Annotated in this window: 14 protein-coding genes and 1 tRNA gene; 7 read left to right on the plus strand and 8 right to left on the minus strand. The window is 71.9% G+C overall.

The window, feature by feature from the left end; all coding sequences use genetic code 11:
• The 3 genes from RM479_RS25520 to RM479_RS25530 form a co-directional block, all read right to left on the minus strand.
• Positions 1 to 2558: tetratricopeptide repeat protein (locus tag RM479_RS25520; protein ID WP_311514247.1), on the minus strand; the 2558-nt coding region annotated here is incomplete at its 3' end.
• Positions 2555 to 2968: a hypothetical protein gene (locus RM479_RS25525; RefSeq protein WP_311514248.1), complete on the minus strand. Its 414-nt coding sequence runs from the start codon at positions 2966 to 2968 to the stop codon at positions 2555 to 2557. The genes RM479_RS25525 and RM479_RS25520, both read right to left, overlap by 4 nt.
• A 326-nt stretch (positions 2969 to 3294) precedes the next feature.
• Positions 3295 to 3370, minus strand: a tRNA-Arg gene (locus RM479_RS25530).
• 463 nt (positions 3371 to 3833) lie between these two features.
• Here RM479_RS25530 and RM479_RS25535 point away from each other — a divergent pair.
• Complete coding sequence (locus RM479_RS25535; RefSeq protein WP_397223171.1) at positions 3834 to 4820, plus strand: cobalamin biosynthesis protein; 987 nt, start codon at positions 3834 to 3836, stop codon at positions 4818 to 4820.
• Positions 4821 to 5040: 220 nt separating this feature from the next.
• Here the strand turns inward: RM479_RS25535 and RM479_RS25540 are convergent, their stop codons facing one another.
• Positions 5041 to 5553: a hypothetical protein gene (locus RM479_RS25540; RefSeq protein WP_311514250.1), complete on the minus strand. Its 513-nt coding sequence runs from the start codon at positions 5551 to 5553 to the stop codon at positions 5041 to 5043.
• Between the two features lie 322 nt (positions 5554 to 5875).
• Between RM479_RS25540 and RM479_RS25545 the strand changes: the two genes are divergently transcribed.
• The 3 genes from RM479_RS25545 to RM479_RS25555 all read left to right on the plus strand — a co-directional run bounded on the left by RM479_RS25545 (position 5876) and on the right by RM479_RS25555 (position 10659).
• Positions 5876 to 8812 (plus strand): penicillin acylase family protein, encoded by a 2937-nt coding sequence (locus RM479_RS25545; protein ID WP_311514251.1) that lies wholly within the window; start codon positions 5876 to 5878, stop codon positions 8810 to 8812.
• A gap of 231 nt (positions 8813 to 9043) precedes the next feature.
• Complete coding sequence (locus tag RM479_RS25550) at positions 9044 to 9484, plus strand: NfeD family protein (protein WP_311514252.1); 441 nt, start codon at positions 9044 to 9046, stop codon at positions 9482 to 9484.
• 77 nt (positions 9485 to 9561) lie between these two features.
• Positions 9562 to 10659: an SPFH domain-containing protein gene (locus RM479_RS25555; protein ID WP_397223153.1), complete on the plus strand. Its 1098-nt coding sequence runs from the start codon at positions 9562 to 9564 to the stop codon at positions 10657 to 10659.
• Positions 10660 to 10868: 209 nt separating this feature from the next.
• Here the strand turns inward: RM479_RS25555 and RM479_RS25560 are convergent, their stop codons facing one another.
• Together RM479_RS25560 and RM479_RS25565 are read right to left on the minus strand one after the other, a co-directional pair.
• Positions 10869 to 11834, minus strand: a complete 966-nt coding sequence (locus tag RM479_RS25560) for a quinone oxidoreductase family protein (RefSeq protein ID WP_311514253.1) — start codon at positions 11832 to 11834, stop codon at positions 10869 to 10871.
• A gap of 241 nt (positions 11835 to 12075) precedes the next feature.
• Positions 12076 to 14295: a serine/threonine-protein kinase gene (locus RM479_RS25565; protein ID WP_311514254.1), complete on the minus strand. Its 2220-nt coding sequence runs from the start codon at positions 14293 to 14295 to the stop codon at positions 12076 to 12078.
• 260 nt (positions 14296 to 14555) lie between these two features.
• On the opposite strand from RM479_RS25565, the gene RM479_RS25570 reads away from it, so the two are divergent.
• Entirely contained in the window at positions 14556 to 14843 is a 288-nt protein-coding gene (locus tag RM479_RS25570) for a DUF6504 family protein (protein ID WP_274809051.1), read from the plus strand.
• Positions 14844 to 14939: 96 nt separating this feature from the next.
• On the opposite strand, the gene RM479_RS25575 is transcribed toward RM479_RS25570, so the two are convergent.
• Together RM479_RS25575 and RM479_RS25580 are read right to left on the minus strand one after the other, a co-directional pair.
• Positions 14940 to 15515 carry a GNAT family N-acetyltransferase gene (locus tag RM479_RS25575; protein WP_311514255.1) on the minus strand — a complete coding sequence of 192 codons (576 nt, stop codon included), beginning with the start codon at positions 15513 to 15515 and terminating at the stop codon, positions 14940 to 14942.
• A 112-nt stretch (positions 15516 to 15627) separates the two neighbouring features.
• Entirely contained in the window at positions 15628 to 16710 is a 1083-nt protein-coding gene (locus RM479_RS25580; RefSeq protein ID WP_311514256.1) for a peptidoglycan recognition protein family protein, read from the minus strand.
• A gap of 553 nt (positions 16711 to 17263) precedes the next feature.
• Here RM479_RS25580 and cobT point away from each other — a divergent pair.
• Both cobT and cobA read left to right on the plus strand, forming a co-directional pair.
• Positions 17264 to 19627, plus strand: a complete 2364-nt coding sequence (gene cobT / locus RM479_RS25585) for a nicotinate-nucleotide--dimethylbenzimidazole phosphoribosyltransferase (RefSeq protein ID WP_311514257.1) — start codon at positions 17264 to 17266, stop codon at positions 19625 to 19627.
• Positions 19628 to 19855: 228 nt separating this feature from the next.
• Positions 19856 to 21136, plus strand: coding sequence for a uroporphyrinogen-III C-methyltransferase (cobA, locus tag RM479_RS25590; protein ID WP_311514258.1), 1281 nt, complete (start codon positions 19856 to 19858; stop codon positions 21134 to 21136).
• Positions 21137 to 21165: the final 29 nt, after the last annotated feature.

Here is a 21165-nt window from a genome sequence, read left to right on the forward strand (position 1 = left end):
ACCCGTAGTTGGTCGGTGAGGAGTTCCCGGAATGTATCTGTGGCTGCTTGGGGGTTTCCTGCCTGGCCCAGCCATGCGGCGAGGTTGTTGCGGGTGGTGAGGGTGTGGGGGTGGTCGGGTCCCAGGATCCGCAGGCGGTCGGTGAGGAGTTCGGTGTAGGCGGTGGCGGCTGCTTGAGGGTTTCCTGCTTCACCCAGCATCTGGGCGAGGTTGCCTCGGGTGGCGAGGGTGCCGGGGTGGTCGGGTCCCAGGACCCGCAGGCGGTCGGTGAGGAGTTCGGCGTAGGCAGTGGCGGCTGCTTGAGGGTTTCCTGCTTCACCCAGCATCTGGGCGAGGTTGCCTCGGGTGGCGAGGGTGTCGGGGTGGTCGGGTCCCAGGACCCGCAGCATCTCGGTGAGGAGTTCGCTGTGGGCGGTGGCGGCTGCTTGAGGGTTTCCTGCTTCGCCCAGCCATCCGGCGAAGTGGGCGCGGGTGGCGAGGGTGTGGGGGTGGTCGGGTCCCAGGACCCGTAGTTGGTCGGTGAGGAGTTCCCGGAATGCGTCTGTGGCTGCTTGGAGGCTTCCTGCTTCGCCCAGCATCTGGGCGAGGTTGCCTCGGGTGGCGAGGGTGTCGGGGTGGTCGGGTCCCAGGACCCGTAGTTGGTCGGTGAGGAGTTCCCGGAATGTATCTGTGGCTGCTTGGGGGTTTCCTGCCTGGCCCAGCCATGCGGCGAGGTTGTTGCGGGTGGTGAGGGTGTGGGGGTGGTCGGGTCCCAGGACCCGCAGCATCTCGGTGAGGAGTTCGGTGTAGGCGGTGGCGGCTGCTTGGGGGTTTCCTGCTTCGCCCAGCCAGCGGGCGAGGTTGCCTCGGGTGGCGAGGGTGTCGGGGTGGTCGGGTCCCAGATGATGGCGGGTGGTGCGAGCCATTTCTTGCCAGTAGTGCACGGCGACTTTGACCTGTCCGCTCTCGCCCAGACTCCGACCCGCGCGGGACAGCACAGGATGTCCTTGAGGCTGCCACAGCCACTCCTCGATTCTGCGTCCCGCGATGGTGTGGGTACGCAGCGCACGGGTGTGGGCACGTAACCGCTCGCCGAGTTCGGTGTCGCGTTCGATCTCGGGCCAGGCGTGCAGGAGGGCATCGGCGATGGTATGGACCCGGTCGAGGGTGGGGCGAGTGGTGGAGTGTTCCCGGGTGGCGCGCTGTACGAGCTGGTGCATGCTTACGGCGGCGCTGTCTTGGTACGGGTTCCCAGTGAGGGTGATCAGGTTGAGGCGTTTGAGCAGGGCCAGGGTGTCGTGCACGTCCTGTTCTGGGGTCTGGTTCTCGCCTTCGTTGCTTTCTTCGGTATCGGCCGGGGCGGGCGGCGGCAGGCCGTCGTCACCGCCATCGGTACCGGCGCTGATTGCGGTGTCGGTGCGGGCGAGGTGGGTGCGTGTGGGGGGTGCGGTGAGCACGGTGAGGGGGATGGGAGTGCTGTCGAGGAGGCTGATGATCGCAGCCAAGGGGCGAGCGAGCCCGCGGGGTTGCTGTTGGTCGGCGTGGTCGATGGACAGGGCCCAGGTGGCGGCGATGGTGCGCTCGTAGCCGGTGGCCTGGTAGGGCAGGATCCGTTCCAGACTTTGGGACTGGCCGGTGAACAGGTCGGCGTAGTCGGCGATGGTCATGCCGTGGTGGTCAGCGAGGTAGGCCGCGGCCAGGCTCAGCGCTAGGGGCAGCCGTCCCAGGAGTTCGGCCAGACTGGCCCGTTTCTTAGGTGTGTGCTCGGTGCCTGTGTTTTTGAGGGCGTCGGTGAGGAAGCGGTCGGCTTCGTCCGGGGTATACACGTCCAGGTTCAGGACGGTGTGCGCGCGTTGGGTGAGTTCGTGTCCGCTGTCGCGGGTGGTGATGAGCAGGCGCCCGTTGCTGGTGGTGGGGGGCCACAGATCGCCCAGGGTGACCGGGGTTCCGTCAGGGTGGGGCGGTTGGAGCAGGACGAGGTCGTCGAAGATGATCAGCCAACGCTTGTGGGTGGTGGCCAGCCAGTTGAGGAAGGCGTGGGCGGCGTCGTCGGGGGTGTCGAAGGTGCGTTGCAGGATGGCTGGTGCCTGGCGGGCGTAGGCGTCGGTGATGCTGGTGCGGGTGGAGGCGTTGATCCACATCACCAGGTCTGCGGCGGCCGCCTCGCCTTGATGTGCCTGCTGGTTTTGGTGTTCGGTGCCTGCCGTTGCTAGTGCGTGGGTGTCTGGTGTGTTGTTGCTGGTGTGTATGCGGGAGCGGGCCAGGACGTGGTGGGTGTAGGCGGCGGCTATTTGGGTTTTGCCGACGCCGCCCATGCCGGAGAGGACGCTGCCGGTGGTGGTGCCGGGGGTGTGCTGGCGGAGGGCGACGGAGTGTTGGGTGGCCAGGGCTTGGTGTAGGTCGGTGGTGATGGTGCGGTGTTGGTAGTGGGGGGCGAGTGGGGGGATTGCGCCTACGAGCAGTGGCCAGGTGGGCGGAGCCGGGAGGGGGTGTTCGATGTTCTGCTGGCCGATGATCGTCCCGACGTTTTCGTTGCCGTGGATCTCGAAGCGGGGGCCGCTGCTGTAGGGGGTGGTCATTCCTGCGGGCTCTTTCCGGGCTTCTGACCGGGGTGGTTGTTCTGCTGGCCGATGATCATCCCGACGTCCTTATTGTTGTGGATCTCGAAGTGGGGACCGCCGTAGGTGGCGGGACGCGTCGGCTCCCGGGCCTCTTCGGGAGTTTGGGCTGGTGCGGGGGCGGTGGCCGAGTTGCTCGGGGGTCGTGACTGTACGGACGTGGCGGGGTCCGGTTTGGGGGGTTGTTTAGTCGCGGCCCAGACCACGGCGTTGACGGCCAGAGCGAGGGCGGTGGTGATGGCTGCGGCCCAGGCCGCGGCCTCCCACCCTTCTCGTGTGGTGGGTCCGCCGCCGAAGTAGAGTCCGGCTCCCAGCGCGGCCATGATTGCGATGGCCGCTGTGATCGCACCGATCCACCTTGCCTTGTTCATGCCATCGGATTATGGTCCGTCAAGTCCGGTGCGGTAAGGGTTTTAGCGGAATCGGCCGTATGCGGCCTGTCGGGCGGCAGGGTGTCCTTTGGCCCTGGCGTGCCCCGCGCGGCAGCGTCGGGGCGGCTGTGGGGCGCTGGCGGGCGGACGCGGGGCGCCCCGGCCCAGGGCCCACAGGGTCACGGGAGGGCAAAATGCTCCGCGAGGTCCTCGCCCACCTGTACTGGGCCTTGCACTGGGGAGCACACATGGAGCAAAATCCGCCCCCAGACGGGCCCCGTGCCTCGTCTGTTCGACTCGTGTACCCCGTCTGACCTGGGGTTTTGTGGCGCACCCGGCAGGATTCGAACCTGCGGCCATCGGATTAGAAGTCCGGTGCTCTATCCACTGAGCTACGGGTGCTCGATTCAATTGTCGCCCGATGTAGCGGCTCGTGACCAAGCTGTGACAAGGGGTGTCCTGCGGTCGGGCGGTCGGCCCGTACCGTGGTGCCCCGGGCAGACATTCTAGGGTATTTGGAAGATCTCGCCCACGGGTGGGCAAAGACTCAGCAACTACGGTGATTCGTAGTTGGCACTCGTTACCACGCGCGCTCCACCAAATCGGTCGCTATGGGCCTCGTGCACCACGTTACCGGTGATTAACCCCCGGTGCGCCGCACCCTCGCTGGTGTTTCGTGAACTCCTGATGTCAAGCGGTCAGAAGTGCCACCACTGTCCGATGAGGACGGCCATCCAGGTCAGAGTGCACAGCATCGGGCCCCCGTCGGATGTCACTGAGAGTAGTCATAAATATAACTCTATGTAACCATCGGAGGTGTGTTGCGACCGGTCGCTACCGTGGTGCGGTGCGATCACGAGGAATGATGGCGGGCTTCCTGCTCGATGTGCTGGTACCGGACCCCCGAAGGGGGCATCCCGTCGCGTTGTTCGGGCGGGCCGCCGGGTGGTGGGAGCGGAGGGTCCACAGGGACTCCCGGGTCGCCGGCGCGGTGTTCGCCGCCGGGGCCGTCCTGCCCGTGGTCGGGCTGGGGCGGTTGGCCGAACGGGGTGGGGCGCCGGTGACCGCCGCGGTCACGTGGGCGGTCCTCGGGGGGAGCATGCTGTGCCGGGAGGCCGAGGGTATCGCCCGTGCCCTGGAGGCCGGCGATGTGGAGCGGGCCCGGGAGCTGTTGCCGCGGTTGTGCGGGCGCGACCCCCGGGGACTGGGGGAGCGGGAGATCGCCCGGGCCGTCGTCGAGTCGCTGGCGGAGAACACCTCCGACGCCGTGGTGGGCCCGTTGGTGTGGGGTGCCCTGTGCGGGGTCGCCGGGCTGGCCGGTTTCCGGGCGGTGAACACGTTGGACGCCATGGTCGGCCACCGCGACGCGCGGTACCGCAGGTTCGGTACGGCCTCGGCCCGGTTGGACGACCTCGCCGGGTGGGGGCCGGCGCGGCTCACCGCCGTGTTGGCGGTCCTGGCCGCGCCTGCGGTGGGCGGGGACGTGGCAAAGGCGTGGCGGGTCTGGCGAAGGGACGGGGACCGGCACCCCAGTCCGAACGCGGGCCAGTGCGAGGCGGCCTTCGCCGGCGCGCTCGGGGTCACCCTGGGAGGGGCGAACGTCTACGGGGACCGGGAGGAGCGACGGCCGCGGATGGGCGACGGCCCGCCGCCGGAGGTGGCGGACATCCGGCGGGCGGTCCGGCTGTCCCGGCTGGTCGGCGCGGGCGCTCTGGCGGTGACGGCCCTGGAACGCCCTCCTCGTCGCGGGCACCGTGTCCGGCGGGGCGTCCCCACGGACGCTCTTCGGTCAGATGGAGGTGTCGGGCCGGCCGGTGGGAACTCCCTCCCCGGCGGGCGCCGTGCGGGGTAGGGCCTGGCGCGGCGTCCCGGAGAGCGACGGGTTCCGGCGGGAGCCGCCGACCGGGGCGGCCCGGCTCCGGCGGGCCTTCGTGGTGTCACCGGACGTCGCTTGTGGTCGCCCGTCGGACTCGTCCGGACCTCCCCGGCGATCCGGTGGAGCGGTGTCCGGGCACCGGGGTGCCGTGGCGGGGGGTACCCCCGGGTCTTCCGGGGATCCCGCCGGGCGGGGTTCAGGCGGCGAGGCTGCGAGCGTAGTTGACCTGCTGGTTGATCTGGGCGCCCAGGCCCGGGTGCGCGGCCGGGATCGAGGCCGCGTGGTAGTGGCCGTGCCCTTGGACGGTCACCTGGATGTGGCCGGTGGTCTTGCGGTCCTTCACCAGCAGGAAGAGCAGGCTGAGCAGGCAGGTCCAGATGAACAGGATCGCCACGATGATGGCCCAGACCGGGATGTCGGTCTCCGTGCGGCTCATGTCGGTGACGGTCCACACCGTCCCCCTGATCGGGAAGCGTCCTCCGGGGGTGATGACGGTGTTCCGGGTGATCGCGATGTCCCCGATGGTGCTCAGGAGCGGTTCCTCCACCGAGCCGGCGGTCGGTCCGGTGGGGGCGGGAACGTAGCCGCCGCCGGGGGAACCGTAGGGCTCCAGCGCGCCGTACTCGGGGGCGGGGTTCCAGCCGGTCGAGGGGTCCTGTCGGGGCTGTTGCCACGGGTCGCCGGGGCCGGGGGAGGGGTACTGGTTCATGGGTCCGATTGTGTCAAAGGGGAGGGGCCGGAGGAACGCGATCCCTCGGTCGGTGTTCCGGACCTCGGCTCCGCGGATCGGCGTGGCCGGATGTGGCCATTCCCGGGATCATGTCAACCGTTCGTGACGACCCTTGTTCACGGTGTGTCCGCGGCTTTGCGCTGGATGTGGCGTGCGTCACGGTAAACATGCCGACTTCTCCGGTGCTCGGGAGGTGCCCCTCCGGTTCGGGGTCACAAACGTGAAACTCTTTCGCAATTTCCCTACCCGTGCGTAACATGCCGCTGGAACCATCGCCCGTACCCCCAGGTGGTGACAGCACATGCCCCCCTCGCTCCCCTCCCTCAGAAGGCGGTTGCGCGCCGGTGCCTCGGGTCTCGCGCTGGCGGTCGCGGCCGTCGGCGTCGCGACGCTCCCCGCGGCCCCCGCCCTCGCCGAACCCGTCCCCGACTACTGCGCTCCCCAGGGATGCCACGACATCCTTCCCCCAGGTCAGAACGGCAGCGCCACTCTCGTCGAGATCCTGGGGCACCAGGCCTTCGGCACCCGGCCCCGCTTCTCCTCCAGCCAACTGGACATGTACGACAACCTCGTCCACCACTACGACGGCCTCACCGGAGAGGGTCTGGACGACTTCTTCCTCGACGCGACCTTCGGTGTCGCCTCCGGTGACGTGGGCCGCCGCTACCGGCCGCGCACCGACGTCACCATCACCCGCGACCGTCACCACGGCATCCCCCACATCAAGGGGACCACCCGTGAGGGCACCATGTTCGGCGCCGGCTACGCGGCCGCCGAGGACCGTCTCTTCCTCATGGACGTGCTGCGCCGCGTCGGCCGCGGCGAACTCACCTCCTTCGCCGGCGGCGCGGAGGGCAACCGGGGCCTGGAACAGGACCTGTGGCGCAGCGCCCCGTACACCGAGGAGGACAAGCAGGCCCAGATCGACCGGGTCGCCGCGAGCGGCGAACGCGGGCGCCAGGCCCTGGACGACGTCGAGGACTACCTCAAGGGCGTCAACGCCTACATCGACCAGGCGGACAGGGGCCGCTACTTCCCCGGTGAGTACGTCCTGACCGGGCACAAGAACGCCATCACCAACGCGGGGAGGATCGAGCACTTCACCGCCACCGACGTCGTCGGCATCGCCGCCATGGTCGGTGGCATCTTCGGCGGTGGCGGGGGCGGCGAGGTCCAGTCCGCCATCGTCCTGGCCAACTTCCAGGACCGCTACGGCGCCGAGGAGGGACTGGCGCTCTGGCACGACTGGCGGATGGAGAACGACCCGGAGGCCGTGGTCAGCATCCCCGGCGAGTTCCCCTACAGCGGGACTCCCGAGGACCCCGTCGGCGAGGTCTCCCCCGACCCGGGCTCGCTGGAGTACTACGACATCGTCCACGACGAGCACGGGTCGGCGGCCTCCGGTCAGGCGGCCGAGTCCACCGAACCGCTCGCCGCCACCGCTGCCGAGCCGGAGGACCCCGCGGAGGAGTTCACCGTCGAGGACCTCACCGGGGAACAGCGGGAGGAACTCGACACGATGGTCGAGGAGGGCGACCTCTCCGCCGCCGAGGGCGTGTTCGAGGACGGCGTGCTGCCCGAGGGCCTGCTCGACCCGCGCGGCATGTCCAACGCCCTGCTGGTCTCCGGCGAGCACACCGAGAGCGGCAACCCCGTCGCCGTCATGGGACCGCAGACCGCCTATTTCTCCCCTCAGCTGCTCCTGCTCCAGGAACTCCAGGGACCGGGTATCAGTGCCCGCGGGGCCTCCTTCGCCGGGGTGAGCTTCTACGTCCAGATGGGACGCGGCGTCGACTACGCCTGGAGCGCCACCTCGGCGGGCCAGGACCTCACCGACACCTTCGCCGTGCACCTGTGCGAGACCGACGGGTCGACCCCGACCACCGGCTCGCGCGCCTACGTCGACTCCTCCGGTGACTGTGTCCCCTTCGAGGAGCTGAGCGTCACCAACGAGTGGAAGCCCACCGTCGCCGACGGCACCCCGGCGGGCGGCTACACCCTCACCTCGCTGCGGTCCGAGTACGGCCTGGTGCAGTCGTTCGCGACCGTGGACGGCACCCCGGTCGCGTTCACCTCGCTGCGCTCCACCTACATGCACGAGGTGGACTCCATCATCGGGTTCCAGCGTTTCAACGACCCCGACGAGATCACCTCGGCGGAGGCGTTCATCGAGGCCGCCGGTGACATCGGGTACGCCTTCAACTGGCACTACGTGGACGATCGGGACATCGCCTTCGTCAACTCCGGCGCCAACCCCCTCCGGACCGAGGGCACCAACCCCAACCTGCCGATCGACGCCTACTCCGAGGCCGGCTGGTCCGACTGGGACCCGGACACCAACAGCGCCGCCCACATCCCCAAGAGCGACCACCCTCAAGCGATCAACCCCGACCACATCGTCAACTGGAACAACAAGCCCGCGCACGGGTACACCTCCGGCTGGTCCACCGGGTCGGTGCACCGGGGGGACCTGTTGGACACCCGGGTGTCGGCGCTGATCGCCGACGGGCACGATTTCACCACCGCGAGCCTGACCCGGGTGATGATGGAGGCCGGTGTGGCCGACCTGCGGGCCCAGGAGGTCCTGCCGCTCCTGCTGGAGGTCATCGACACCGAGGAGGTCACCGATCCCGGGCTCGCCTCGGCGATCGAGGAGCTGCGCCTGTGGAACGAGGCGGGGTCGCTGCGCCGCGAGCCCTTCCGTGACGCCGGCTACTACTCCTACGCCGACTCCATCCGGATCCTCGACGCCTGGTGGCCGCTGCTGGTCCGGGCCCAGTTCGAGCCCGAACTCGGCGGGGACCTGTACACCGAGCTGACCCGGGCCTCGCAGATCGACGAGTCGCCCTCGGGCGCCATCGGCGGCGGTTCGCCGGGCAGCGTCAACCAGGGACAGCCCCACCGCGGCTCCGCCTTCCAGTACGGGTGGTGGTCGTACGTGGACAAGGACCTGCGCACCGTGCTGGGTCACGACGTCGAGGGACCGCTCGGTGACGGCGCCTACTGCGGCGGCGGTGACCTCGCCGAGTGCCGCACGATCCTGCTCGACACCCTCGCCGACGCGGTCGCCACCCCGGCGGGCGAGGTCTACCCGGGTGACGCGCACTGCGGGGCCGGCGCCCAGGTGTGCGCGGACACGGTGATCCACCAGACCGTGGGCGGTATCGGCATGTGGCCGATCGCCTGGCAGAACCGGCCCACCTACCAGATGGTCTACCAGTTCTCCGGCGGACGGTAGCGAGCGGGGACACGGTCCCCGGCGGCCCCGAGCGGGTGCCGTCGGGGACCTCGCCGTGCTCACCGCCCCGGGGGGAACGGCCCCGGGCGGAACGGTCCCGGAGGCCCCGCGCGGACGGAGACCTCCGGATCCGTCACCGGAATACCCGTTGACACGCGCGAATCGTGTGGTTGGTCGGGCTTGTGTGGGTAGCACAAGTAATACCCGGAAAACGAACGGGAGGGGTGGTAGATGGAAGCCTGGTTGCTCTGGCTCATCCTCGCCGTCGTCCTGGGCATCATCGAGGTGTTCACCCTCACCTTCGTCCTGGGCCTCCTGGGCGTCGCGGCCCTGGTCGCCGCCCTGCTCGGCGCCATCGGGATGCCCGTGGCCGTGCAGATCATCGGGTTCGTCGCGGCCTCGGCCGCCGGTGTCTACATGGTCCGGCCGATCATGCGCCGCCAGCTCATGCGCGGTCCCATGGTGCTCTCGGGGACCGATGCCCTGGTGGGGCGCTCCGCCGTGGTCCTGCAACCGGTCGACCGCGACAAGGGGCTCATCAAGCTCTCCGGGGAGGAGTGGTCGGCGCGGAGCATCGACGAGGATCTGGTGATCCCCGTGGGCGCACACGTCGACGTCATGGAGATCGACGGCGCCACCGCCGTGGTCTATCCCCGCGAGGCCCTTCCCTGAGCCGGTTCCGGTCGCCCGGGGGCGACCGGACGGGGCCGCGCACAGCCGCAGACACGATCCGAGGTCAGGTACCGAACATGATCGATCCGGTCATACCCTTCATCATTCTCGCGGTCCTCTTCGTGGCCATCGCCTTGTCGTCGATCCGCATCGTCCCCCAGGCGAGGGCGTACAACATCGAGAGGTTCGGCCGCTACACCAGAACACTCGTCCCCGGGCTGAACTTCATCATCCCGGGCGTGGACCGCGTCAACACCAAGTTCGACCTGCGCGAACACGTGTTCACCTCGCGTCCCCAGCCCGTCATCACCGAGGACAACCTCGTCGTCAACATCGACACCGTCCTCTACTACCAGGTCACCGACCCCAAGGCCGCCGCCTACGAGGTCGCCAACTACATCCAGGCCATCGACCAGCTCACCGTCACCACCCTGCGCAACGTCATCGGCTCCATGGACCTGGAGCGCACGCTCACCTCCCGCGAGGAGATCAACACCCGGCTGCGCGGGGTCCTGGACGACACCACCGGCAAGTGGGGCATCCGCGTCAACCGGGTCGAGATCAAGGCGATCGACCCGCCGCCCACCATCAAGGAGGCGATGGAGAAGCAGATGCGGGCCGACCGTGACAAGCGCGCGGCCATCCTGCACGCCGAGGGTGAACGCCAGGCCCGCATCCTCAGGGCGGAGGGCGCCCGCCAGCAGGTGATCCTGGAGGCCCAGGGCGACCAGCAGGCCGCGATCCTGCGGGCCGACGGCGAGGCCCAGGCGGTCGAGCGGGTCTTCCAGGCGGTGCACGCCAACAACGCCGACGCCAAACTCCTCGCCTACAAGTACCTGGAGACGCTGCCGCACCTGGCCAACGGAGAGGGCAACACGTTCTGGGTCATCCCGGGCGAGCTCACCGAGGCGGTCAAGAACGTCAGCCACGCCTTCGCCGGGGACACGGCCCGTTCCGGCCCCTCCACGGAGAAGGGGGAGGACGCCGCGCCGGCGGGGCCCGCCCAGCTCACCGGGCCCGACCCGACCGAACGTTCGGCGTCGGCCCAGGCCGCCGTGGAGGCGGCCGAGGCCGCCCGACAGGCGGTGGCGGACGCCCGCGACGACGTGCGCCGCGCCGGGGTGGCGGGCGTCCGCGACCCCGAGGCCACCCCGCGCCCGCGCAAGGAGGACTGACCGGATCCGGGTGACCCGCACCGCGTCCGTCGGGAGGGCCGACGGTCCGGGTCGGGCCGGTCGGGCCGGAGCCGTCGGATGTGCCGCGGCCCGGCCCCGACCGGGCCCCGGGCGGTCATCGACCCGGTACACGGACCGGCGTCCTCGGACGAGGCCGCGGCCGTCGACACGCGATCGGCGGCCGTGCGGCGTGTCGGACGCGTATCCGGTCAGACCAGGACGAGTTTGCCGGTGGTCCGGCGCGAGGCCAGGTCGGCCTGGGCGGCGCCCGCTTCGGCCAGCGGGTAGCGGCCTCCGATCCGCGGGTCCAGCCGTCCCCCGCCCACCAGGGAGAACAGGTCGCCGGCCCGCCACAGCAGTTCCCGTCGGTCGGCCACGAAGTGCGCCAGGGACGGCCGGGTCAGGTACACCGAACCGGCGCCGTTGAGCCGCTGCGGGTCCACCGGCTCCACCGGTCCCGACGACTGCCCGAACAGGGCCAGCACACCGCGCGGACGCAGCGACGCCAGGCTCGCGTCGAAGGTGTCGCGCCCCACCCCGTCGTAGACCGCGGCCACGCCCTCGCCGCCGGTGAGGTCGCGCACCGCCTCGGCCACGGGGGTCTCGGTGTAGCGGATGATCTCGTCCGCGCCCGCCTCCCGGGCGATCCGCTCCTTCTCCTCGGAGGAGACCGTGCCGATCACGCGGGCGCCCAGCTCCTTGGCGAGTCGGACGAGGAGCAGGCCGGTGCCCCCGGCCGCCGCGTGCACCAGTACGGTCTCGCCCTCGGCCACCGGGTGGACCGAGTGGGTCAGGTAGTGGGCGGTCATGCCCTGGAGCAGGAGGGCCGCGGCCTGCTCGGAGGTCACCGCGTCCGGCACGGGCACCACGAGGGCCGCCTTGACCACGGCCCGGTCGGCGTAGGCGCCGGGCGCCATCGCCCACCCCGCCCGCTGCCCCACGGACAGGTCCTCGACGCCTTCGCCGACGGCGGTGATCACCCCGGCGGCCTCCATCCCCGGCACGAAGGGCAGGGGGACGTCGTACAGGCCGCCACGCTGGTAGATGTCGATGAAGTTGACCCCGCGGGCCTCGATGTCGATGAGGACCTCACCGGGGCCGGGGACGGGGTCGGGTACCTCGGACGGCCGCAGGACCTCGGGTCCGCCGGTCTCCTCGATGACGATGGCGCGCATGCTTCCACTCCTTGCCGAATGCGGGTGCCCCGGCATCATGCCAGTGAGGGGCGGCACCGCACCACGGTCGGACCCGTCACGGAAAGACCGCGCGTGCCCCGGCCCCCGGGGCACCGGGCCTCGGCGTGCGTCCGTTCGGCGGAGGGGACCACCGGCGGTTCCGCCGGAACGGGGAGGGCGCCGGGGGCGGCCCCGCCCCCGTCCGTGGCCCGGAGACCGACCGCGGCCGGTCTCCGGACCCTCAGCGGGTCTCCTCCTCGGGAATCTCGCCGATGTAGAAGTCGGTGAAGAGCACGCCGAGCGGTTCCTGGCCCGGCCCGGACCGGACCATGATCCCGGTCTGGCGCCGCTCCCCGGGCTCCTCGGCGTTGGCGGGGAGCGGGTCGTCGTCGGTGTACGACAGCACGTGCTCGTCGTTGACCCACACCGACAGGTCCATGCGCTCCTCCCCGTCGCCGTCCTCCCCGTCGTGGTGGCGACACGCGAGGGTGATGCTGTTGGTGGGAACGCTCTCGGCGTCGAATTCGTAGGGGTCGGACGCGTCGTAGGCGCCGTCCCCGGCGTTCGGGTCGATCGCGGGGTAGGGCTGGAAATCCCCGATGTCGCCGCTACTGGCGAGTTCGCGTCCGCCGCCGGCGGCCTCGTCCATCCGGTGGAGCTCGACGCGTCCCCCGTCGAAGCGCACCAGGGCCTCGTACCGGGTCAGGTTGTCGTCGCGAGCGTCGTCGATGTTGTACCAGCAGCGCACGCCGAACGTCCCCGCCGCCGCACCCTCCACCACGTAGGCCCGCGTGCTCACCACGACCCCGGACGCCACGTCCCGCTCCCCCGGGAGTTCCAACGGGACGAGGGCGCCCCGGGAGGGGTGGGTGTTCCCACCGTCCCAGGTGAGCAGGTATCCGCGCTGACCGGCCCAGTAACCGTCGCGGTCCTCTTCGGGGTCGAAGACCTGAGTCTCCCATTCGGGGTTCTGGCTGAAGTCGATGTCGATGAGCGAGGTGCTCGGCGGGACCTCCTCGCCGCGGTTCGACAGGGCCACCGCACCGATGCCGACGATCAGCACGAGTGCGCCCACGCCCGCGCCGATACCGAGCAGCCGGCGCTTGCGGCCCCCGGAGGAGCCGTTCGCGTCGGATCCGCCCCGCAGCGGCACCGGGGTACCGGGACCGTCCGGGCCGGAGTGGGCGCCGAAGGCGTACCGGTCGTGCGGCGGTGAGGGGTGCCCGCCGGGTGCCTGACGCGTCGGAGGCGCCTGCCCGCCGGTCGGGCCGTAGTGGGCCCGTCCGTGGAGCGTCGGCGGCACCTGGCCGCCGCTGGGGCCGTGGTGCGCCTGGCCCGGCGGCGGGTAGGGGGACCGTTGCCCGTCCTCCGCGTGGGACCGGGCCGGGTCCATCCCGTACCGGGTGGGCGACACCGGTGCCCCCGCCGGCGCGCCGCCGGGCGGGGGCACCGGGTACGAGGGCTCCCGGACCTGGTCGGTGGCCCCGTCGGGCGGGGCCTGTCCGTGGGACGGGGTGGCCGACCCGGCCGTCGGATGTCCCTGTCCCGGCGGTGTGCCCGGGACCGGGGTGCCGCTCGGCGCGGCCCAGGAGTCGGTGATGGTGCGCCGCACCTCGGCCTCGGGCGGGTCCTCCTGCCCGGTGAGCCGGGCCAGGATCCGCTGCGAGGTCGGCCGCCGCGCGGGATCCTTGTCCAACGCGGCGGCGACCAGGTCGTACAGGCTCGGCTCCAGCCCCTCCAGCCGGGGCGGGGCCGTGGTGATGTTGTACAGCACGGCCGGCACGGTGGGGGCGTCGAAGGGGGCCTCGCCGAGGCCCGCGAAGGCCACCAGGCAGCCCCAGGCGAAGATGTCGGCGGCGGCCGTGGGCTGCTCTCCGAGCAGCAGCTCCGGTGCCATGTAGGAGGGGGTGCCCATGAGCTGGCTGGAGCGGGTGACCCCGCCGCCCGAGCCGTCCAGGGCGCGGGCGATGCCGAAGTCGATCACCTTGGGGCCGACCGGGGACAGCAGGACGTTGGCGGGCTTGAGGTCGCGGTGGATGATCCCCGACCCGTGGATGGCGGTGAGCGCGGCGGCCACGCCCATGGCCAGGCCCTCCAGGGTGCCGCCGGTCATGGGGCCGCCCTGGCGCACCGCCTCGTCCAGGTTCGGTCCCGGAACGTACTCGGAGACGATGAACAGCGGGTCGCCGTCCAACCGCGCGTCGATGACACCGGCCGTGGAGAACCGGGCGACCCGACGGGCCGACTCCACCTCGCGGGCGAACCGTGCCCGGAACGCCGCGTCGTCGGCGAGGTCGGGGTGGATGAGCTTGACGGCGACGCGGCGTCCCGAGGCGTCCTCCGCCAGGTAGACGGTGCCCATGCCGCCGCGGCCGAGGCGGCCGACGATGCGGTGGCCACCGAGTTCCTGGGGGTCGCCCGCGCGCAGGGGTCTGCCGCTCTGCTGGCCGTTCGACGTCACGGTGGAGGGTCCTCGCATGGATCGGGGATGGGGTGCTGTCAGCGTACCGAGGGTGACACGCCGGGCGTTGTCGGCCCGGAGGTGCCCGAGCCCCGGGAGGGGCCGTTCGCGCGGGGGTGTCGCACATCGCTCAGGAGAGGTGATGCCGTCCCCGGGGAAACGGTTCCACGGCTCGGTCGATTTCGCTACTGTGGGAACACACGTTCGAAAAACTGTCCGTATCTTCCCCACGGACGGGCACACAGGGGCCGGAGGGGTCGATGCCGAGGGGAAGTGTCGTGGGAAGGTACTACGGGGCAGAGGTCACGGTCGTGGAGGACGCGGGCCGGCCGGCCCGGTTCACCTGGAACGGCAGGGTCTACGGTGTGCGCCGGATCATCGACCACTGGGTCGCCCCGCACGAGGACCGACGACCCGTGCGCGGGCCCCGGCCGGCCCGGATGGCGCACTGGCGTCTGGAGGCCGGCGCCGCCGGTTCCGAGGGGGTGTACGAACTACGCCACGACATCGTCGCCGGGACCTGGTCCCTGTCCCGGGTGTGGGGCTGAGGCGCGTCGGGCGCACGGAGCGCGCGCGTCCGTCCCGCGGTGCCGGGCGGCGAACGGGAGAGGCCGGGACGCGGTCACGGGCGGTACGGGGGCGCCTCAGGCCCGGTCGGCGGGGATCAGACCGTACACGGCCAGGTCGGTGCGGCCCTCGTGCAGGGGCATGGCGCTGCGCTCCACGCCCTCGAACGTGAACCCCGCCTTCTCCGCCACCCGACGCGAACCGATGTTGGCGGTGGCGGCCTTGATCTCCAACCGCTGGAAACCCCGGTCCAGGGCCCATCGGGAGACCGCCACCACCGCCTCTCCGGTGTACCCCAGGCCGCGGGCCCACGGGGACGCCCAGTAACCGATCTCGGCGTTCATCGCCTCCCACATCACCCGCACCAGACCCATGGCGCCGACCAGACGACCGGTGTCCTTCGCGACGACGGCCCACTGTTGGCCCTCGCCGCCGATGCGCGTCCCCGGAGCGATCTCCCGGCACCACTGCTCGGCGTCGGCCCGGGTGTAGGGCGCGCCCGGGCGGGGGAGGGGGAGCCACCGCTGGAACTCGGGGTCGTTGCAGGTCGCGTACACGTCGTCGATGTCCTCCTCGACGAAGGCGCGCAGGCGCAGACGTTCGGTCTCCAGGATCACGGAGGGTAGGACGGGGCGCTGTTGGGCGGTGGTCACCGGACTTCTCCCGAGGGGCGATGGACTCGGAGGCTCAGCCTAAGCGCGCCCCCGCGCCCGACCTCACCGATCGCTCGGAAAGGGTGGCGACATCGGAGGCCGCCGACGGCGCTCAGACCGGGCCTCGGGCCACCCGGTCACGGATCGTGGTGTCGAACACCTCGGCGAAGGCGTCACCGGGACAGGCCGTGTCCGACCAGTCGCGGTGCCGCCCCAACGCCGGCCCCGGCGTGACGGCCCCCGTGTCGGGCCGGACGTGCTCGATCTCGGCCCGGGGGTCCACACCCGTCACCGCGCACAGCAGGCGCAGCACGCTCACCAGGGAGTTCCGCGCCGCCCGCGTGGGCAGTGCGTCGGTGAGGTCGCCGAGCAGGCAGACACCGATGTTGCCGTGGTTCACCCCGTAGGCGTGGCCCGCGGTCACCGAACGGGCCCGACCCGGAAGGGGGACGCCCGAGAAGACGGGGAGACCGTCCTCACCGGAGTGCCGGCCCTCGTAGACCACCCCGTCGGGGTCGATCAGCAGGTGGTAGCCGATGTCCCCCCACGCCTGCTCCACCGCGTGCAGGTGGTACACGGCGCGCACGTCGGCGGCGTGATCGCCGGTGGTCGCCATGGCGGTGTGGTGCACGGTGAGGGCCTGCACGGGGTGGAACACCGCCGGCCACAGGTCGTTGCCCTCGTCGTCGAACCGCCAGGACTCGTCCGCTCCCCAGCCGGCGCGGGTGCGCAGCCGCACGGCGGCCACCTCGGCGGAGATCGCGTCCGGGGCGGACAGGGTGGTCCGCTCGGGGCCGCCGACGCGCAGCCCCTCGCCATCGAACAGGTTCACGGCGGCGGTCCCCCCATCGACGTCGACCTCGTACCCGGTGGCCCCCTCGGGGGCGCGGACCAGGGCGGAGCCGACCGGGCCGTGGTCGTCGCGCCCTTCGGCGTGCAGGTGGAGGCGCTTCCAGGAGCCGAGTCCGGAAGGGGTCTCGAAGCGGATCGCGCCCCGGGTGCCGGGCCCGCCGGTGACGGTGACCACGTCGAACGGCCCCTCCGGGTGGACGAGGGGGCCGGCCGGGGCGGGTTCGGCCAGGACGCGGGGGACCGTGCGGCCGTCCGCGGCCACAGCGCCGCGAGGGGCCGGGAGGGCGGTGCCCAAGGCGGCGAGTCCGGCGGTGGCACCGGTGAGGAAGGCACGTCGTCGCATGGTGTGTCCGTTCTCCTTCGGAGGCGCGATGGGGGCGTCCGGGGTAGGGGAGGCCCGGCCACTCTGGCACACCCGTGACCACTTTGGGTGATGGAGTACGTGTTCTCCGTGACGGAATCCGGTCGCGTCGCGCCGCGACGACGAACATCGGATGTGTTCCCACCCCATTCCCACCCCATGAAGGACGGTCGGGGGTGGGGCGGGCGCACGTCGGGCACCGGGACCCCGGCGGCGAAGAGGGCCCCGGGTTCGGGGCCCGGCCGGATCCGCCTCGCCGCACGCGATCCCCGGAAGCGGGAGTCCTTTCGGCACCCCCGGGACCTGCTCCCCCGCGCCCGGGTGAGGGAGATGTCGGACACGGTCCGGGCGCCCTCCGGGTGACTCTGGCACAGTTGACGGTGATGTGAGGGTCTTGGGACACGAGGTCGAACGCCGATCCGCCGAGGCCCGGGGACCCGTGCGAGCGGCGCGCCGCCGCAGGCTACGCTTACCGGTCGAACACCGGAACGAGCAGTGGGAACGGGTAGTCGACACACCTTCACTGGGGGCGATCATGACCGATGGCGACCGCGAGGACGCCCGATACGACGGGCCCGGCGACGAGGACGCCCACGGTCGGGGCACCGGGGCACCGGGTCTCGGGCCGCTCGGCGGCCTGCTCGACGGCCTGCCCGAGAGCGGACGCGGGACCCGTCCACGGCGCCCGGCCGGGGCCAACCCGTTCCGGCGCCCCGAGCCGACCCCCGAGGTCCGCTCCCCCGAGCCCGCTCCGGCCGACCCCGTCCCCGCCGCACCCCGGCGGCCCACCCCCACCGGGCGTCCGGAGCCCGCTCCGGCCGGACCCGTTCCCCCCCCCCCCGTCGAGCCCGTCGTTCCCGCCGGGCCCGCCCCGACCCCGCCGTCCCGGCCCAACGTGATCCCCTTCCGGAACACCCCCGACCCCGCCCCGGGGATCGGCGACCACGCCGGGGAGGCGCTCGCGGACGCATCCGAGACGAACGAACCGGACCACCCGGCGGCCACCGCCGACCGGACACCCGTGGGGCCCGCCCCCGCGACCAGCGAAGCAGAACAGAGCATGCACGCACACGAAGCGGCGGCCCTCCCGCCCGAGCCGTACCCGGCGGACCCGCACCGCACCGCACCCGCACCGGTCCGGCCCGCCCCCACCGTCCTCGCCGACCGGGTCGACCACGCCTACGACGAGGCCACCCGAGCCGCCGTCTACCGGGCCATCAACGACCGGCGCGACGTGCGCACCGGCTTCCTCCCCGATCCCGTCGACCCCGACGTGCTCACCCGGGTCCTGGAGGCCGCGCACCGGGCGCCCAGCGTCGGCCACTCCCAGCCCTGGGACTTCGTGGTCATCGAGGACCCCGAACTGCGCGGCCGTGTCCTGGACCTGACCCTGCGCGAACGCGACGAGTACGCCCACTCCCTTCCCAGCACCCGGGCCCGGGCCTTCTCCGGGCTGAAGGTCGAGGCCGTCGCCGAGGCGCCGATCAACATCGCCGTCACCGTCGACCCCACCCGCGGGATCCGCAACACCCTGGGCCGGCACGCCAAGCCGATGAGCGCCTCCTACGCCGCCGCCCTCGCCGTGGAGAACCTGTGGCTGGCCGCCCGTGCCGAAGGCCTCGGCGTGGGCTGGGTCGGGTTCGTCGACGAACGCGACGTGGCCGGAGCCCTCGAACTCCCCTCCCACCTGGAGGTCGTCGCCTACCTGTGCGTCGGCCACGTCGAGGAGTTCCCCACCGAGCCCGAGCTCAGCCTGTCCGGCTGGGCCAAGGGACGCCCCCTGTCCTGGGCCGTGCACCACGACCGGTACGGTCGCCGCGGTCTGCCCGGCCAGGAGCCCACGACCCTGCTGGAGGAGACCATCACCGCCATGGGAGCCCTGCACACCCGCGCGGTGGAGGAGGCCCGGGACCGGCAGGACCGGATGACCAAGCCGCAAGGCTCCCTCGGAATCCTGGAGGAGGTGTCCGTCCAACTCGCCGGGCTCGCCGGGGAGTGCCCCCCGCCCATCCCGGAACCGGCCGCCGTCGCCGTGTTCGCCGGCGACCACGGCGTCCACGCCCAAGGGGTGACCGCCTGGCCGCAGGAGGTCACCGAGCAGATGGTGCACAACTTCCTCAACGGCGGGGCCGTCGTCAACGCCTTCGCCGCCCAGGTCGGCGCCGAGGTCACCGTGGTGGACGTCGGCGTGGTCGCCGACCTGCCGCAGGCCGCCGGCCTGCTGCCGCGCAAGGTCGCCCGGGGCACCGCCGACATCACCCAGGGTCCGGCCATGACCCGCGATCAGGCCATGCGCGCCCTGGAGAGCGGCATCGAGGTCGCCCGCGACCTGGTCACCGCCGGCAACCGCTGCCTCGTCACCGGCGACATGGGCATCGCCAACACCACCCCCTCCGCCGCCCTGATCTGCGCCTTCACCGGCGCCGACCCGGCGGAGGCCACCGGCCGGGGCACCGGGGTGGACGACGCGATGTACGAGCACAAGATCGACGTGGTCCGGCGGGCCCTGGCCGCCAACCCGATCGACCCCGCCGACCCCATCGGCACCCTGGCCGCCCTGGGCGGACTGGAGCACGCGGCCCTGGCCGGGTTCGTTCTCGGAGGCGCGGCCCTGCGCGTCCCGGTGCTGCTCGACGGCGTCATCGCCGGTTCGGCCGCCCTGGCCGCGGCGGCCATCTCCGCCGAGTCCACCAGCGCGTTCTTCGCCGGACACCGCTCCAGCGAACCCGGCCACTCCCTGGTGCTGGAACACCTGGGCCTGCGCCCGCTGATCGACCTGGAGATGCGTCTGGGCGAGGGGTCCGGCGCGCTGCTGGCCCTGCCGCTGCTCCAGGGCGCGGCCCGGGTCCTGCGCGACGTCGCCACCTTCGACGACGCCGGGGTCTCCCAGGCCCGCTGAACGGCGAGACCGCCCGCACCGTGCGGTGCGGGCGGTCTCACACCTGTTCCGAGGATCCGTTCATCTCTCCGTAATACCGCTTTGACAAGGTATTTTGGAGCAATCGCCGAACCATCGCCGGCGGTCGGCGGGCACCGAGACCCCCATCGACCTCGATCGGGACGATGCCCGCCGGCACCCCGCCGTCGTCGCCGGGGGCCGGAACCGACGACCGAAGGGGCGCGACCCGTGACCTATCTCCTCGGCCTGCGTCTGCACGACCGTGACGTCCTCGTCATCGGTGGCGGCCATGTCGCCCAACGCCGTGTTCCCGTCCTCCTGAACGCGGGCGCCCGGGTCACCCTCGTGGCCCCCGCGATCTCCGCCGCGCTGGAGGACCTGGCCTCGGCCGGCCGCCTCACCTGGATCCCACGCGCCTACGCGCCCGGCGACGTCGCCGGGCCCGCGGCCCCCGCCTACTGGCTGGTCCACTCCGCCACCGACGACCCGGCCGTCAACGCCGCCGTCGCCGAAGAGGCCGAAGCCGCCCGGATCTGGTGCGTGCGCGCCGACGACCGACACGCCTCCTCCGCCTGGACGCCGGCCAGCGGAACCGAGGGCGGCATCACCGTCGGCGTCGTCGCCTCCGGCGACCCGCTCCGGTCCGCCGGGCTGCGCGACGCCATCGTCGAAGGACTGGCCGACGGCACCCTGGACGCCCGCCGCGGTCGCGAGCGCCTCACCGGAGTCGCCCTCGTCGGCGGCGGTCCCGGTGACCCCGGTCTGATCACGGTCCGAGGACGACAACTGCTCTCCCAGGCCGACGTCGTGGTCGTCGACCGCCTCGCCCCCACCTCCCTCCTGGACCGGCTGCCCGCCGAGGTGGAGATCGTCGACGCCGCCAAGATCCCCTACGGCCGATCCATGGCCCAGGAGGAGATCAACCGCGTCATCGTGGACCGCGCCCGCCAGGGGAAGTTCGTGGTCCGGCTCAAGGGAGGGGACTCCTTCCTCTTCGGCCGCGGGGGAGAGGAGGCCGCCGCCTGCGCCCGGGCCGGGATCCCCGTCATCGCGGTACCCGGGGTCACCAGCGCGCTCGCCGCCCCGGCCGCCGCCGGGATCCCCGCCACCCACCGGGGCGTGGCCCAGGACGTGCACATCATCTCCGCCCACGTGGCGCCCGGTGATCCCCGGTCCACCGTCGACTGGGAGGGGGTGGCCCGCGCCGGCGGCACCGTCGTGGTCCTCATGGGCGTCGAACGCCTGTCCGCCATCACCGACGCGCTCATCGCCCACGGGCGCTCCCCTGACACTCCCGTCGCCGTGGTTCAAGAGGCGACTCTGCCCGGACAGAGGACGGTCACGGGTACGCTGGCCACCATCGCGACTTCGGTCGCGACGGCCGGTGTGCGGCCCCCGGCCGTGGTGATCATCGGAGAAGTGGTCCAAACGGCGCGGGAACTTGACATACTGCACACCGGAACCCAGTTCGAGACCCATCGACTCGCGACCGGGCGCGATCTCCTATAACACCCCCCGATGGCGTCGCCCACCCGGAG

The organism is Nocardiopsis lambiniae, assembly GCF_031845465.1.
Classification (GTDB): domain Bacteria; phylum Actinomycetota; class Actinomycetes; order Streptosporangiales; family Streptosporangiaceae; genus Nocardiopsis; species Nocardiopsis lambiniae.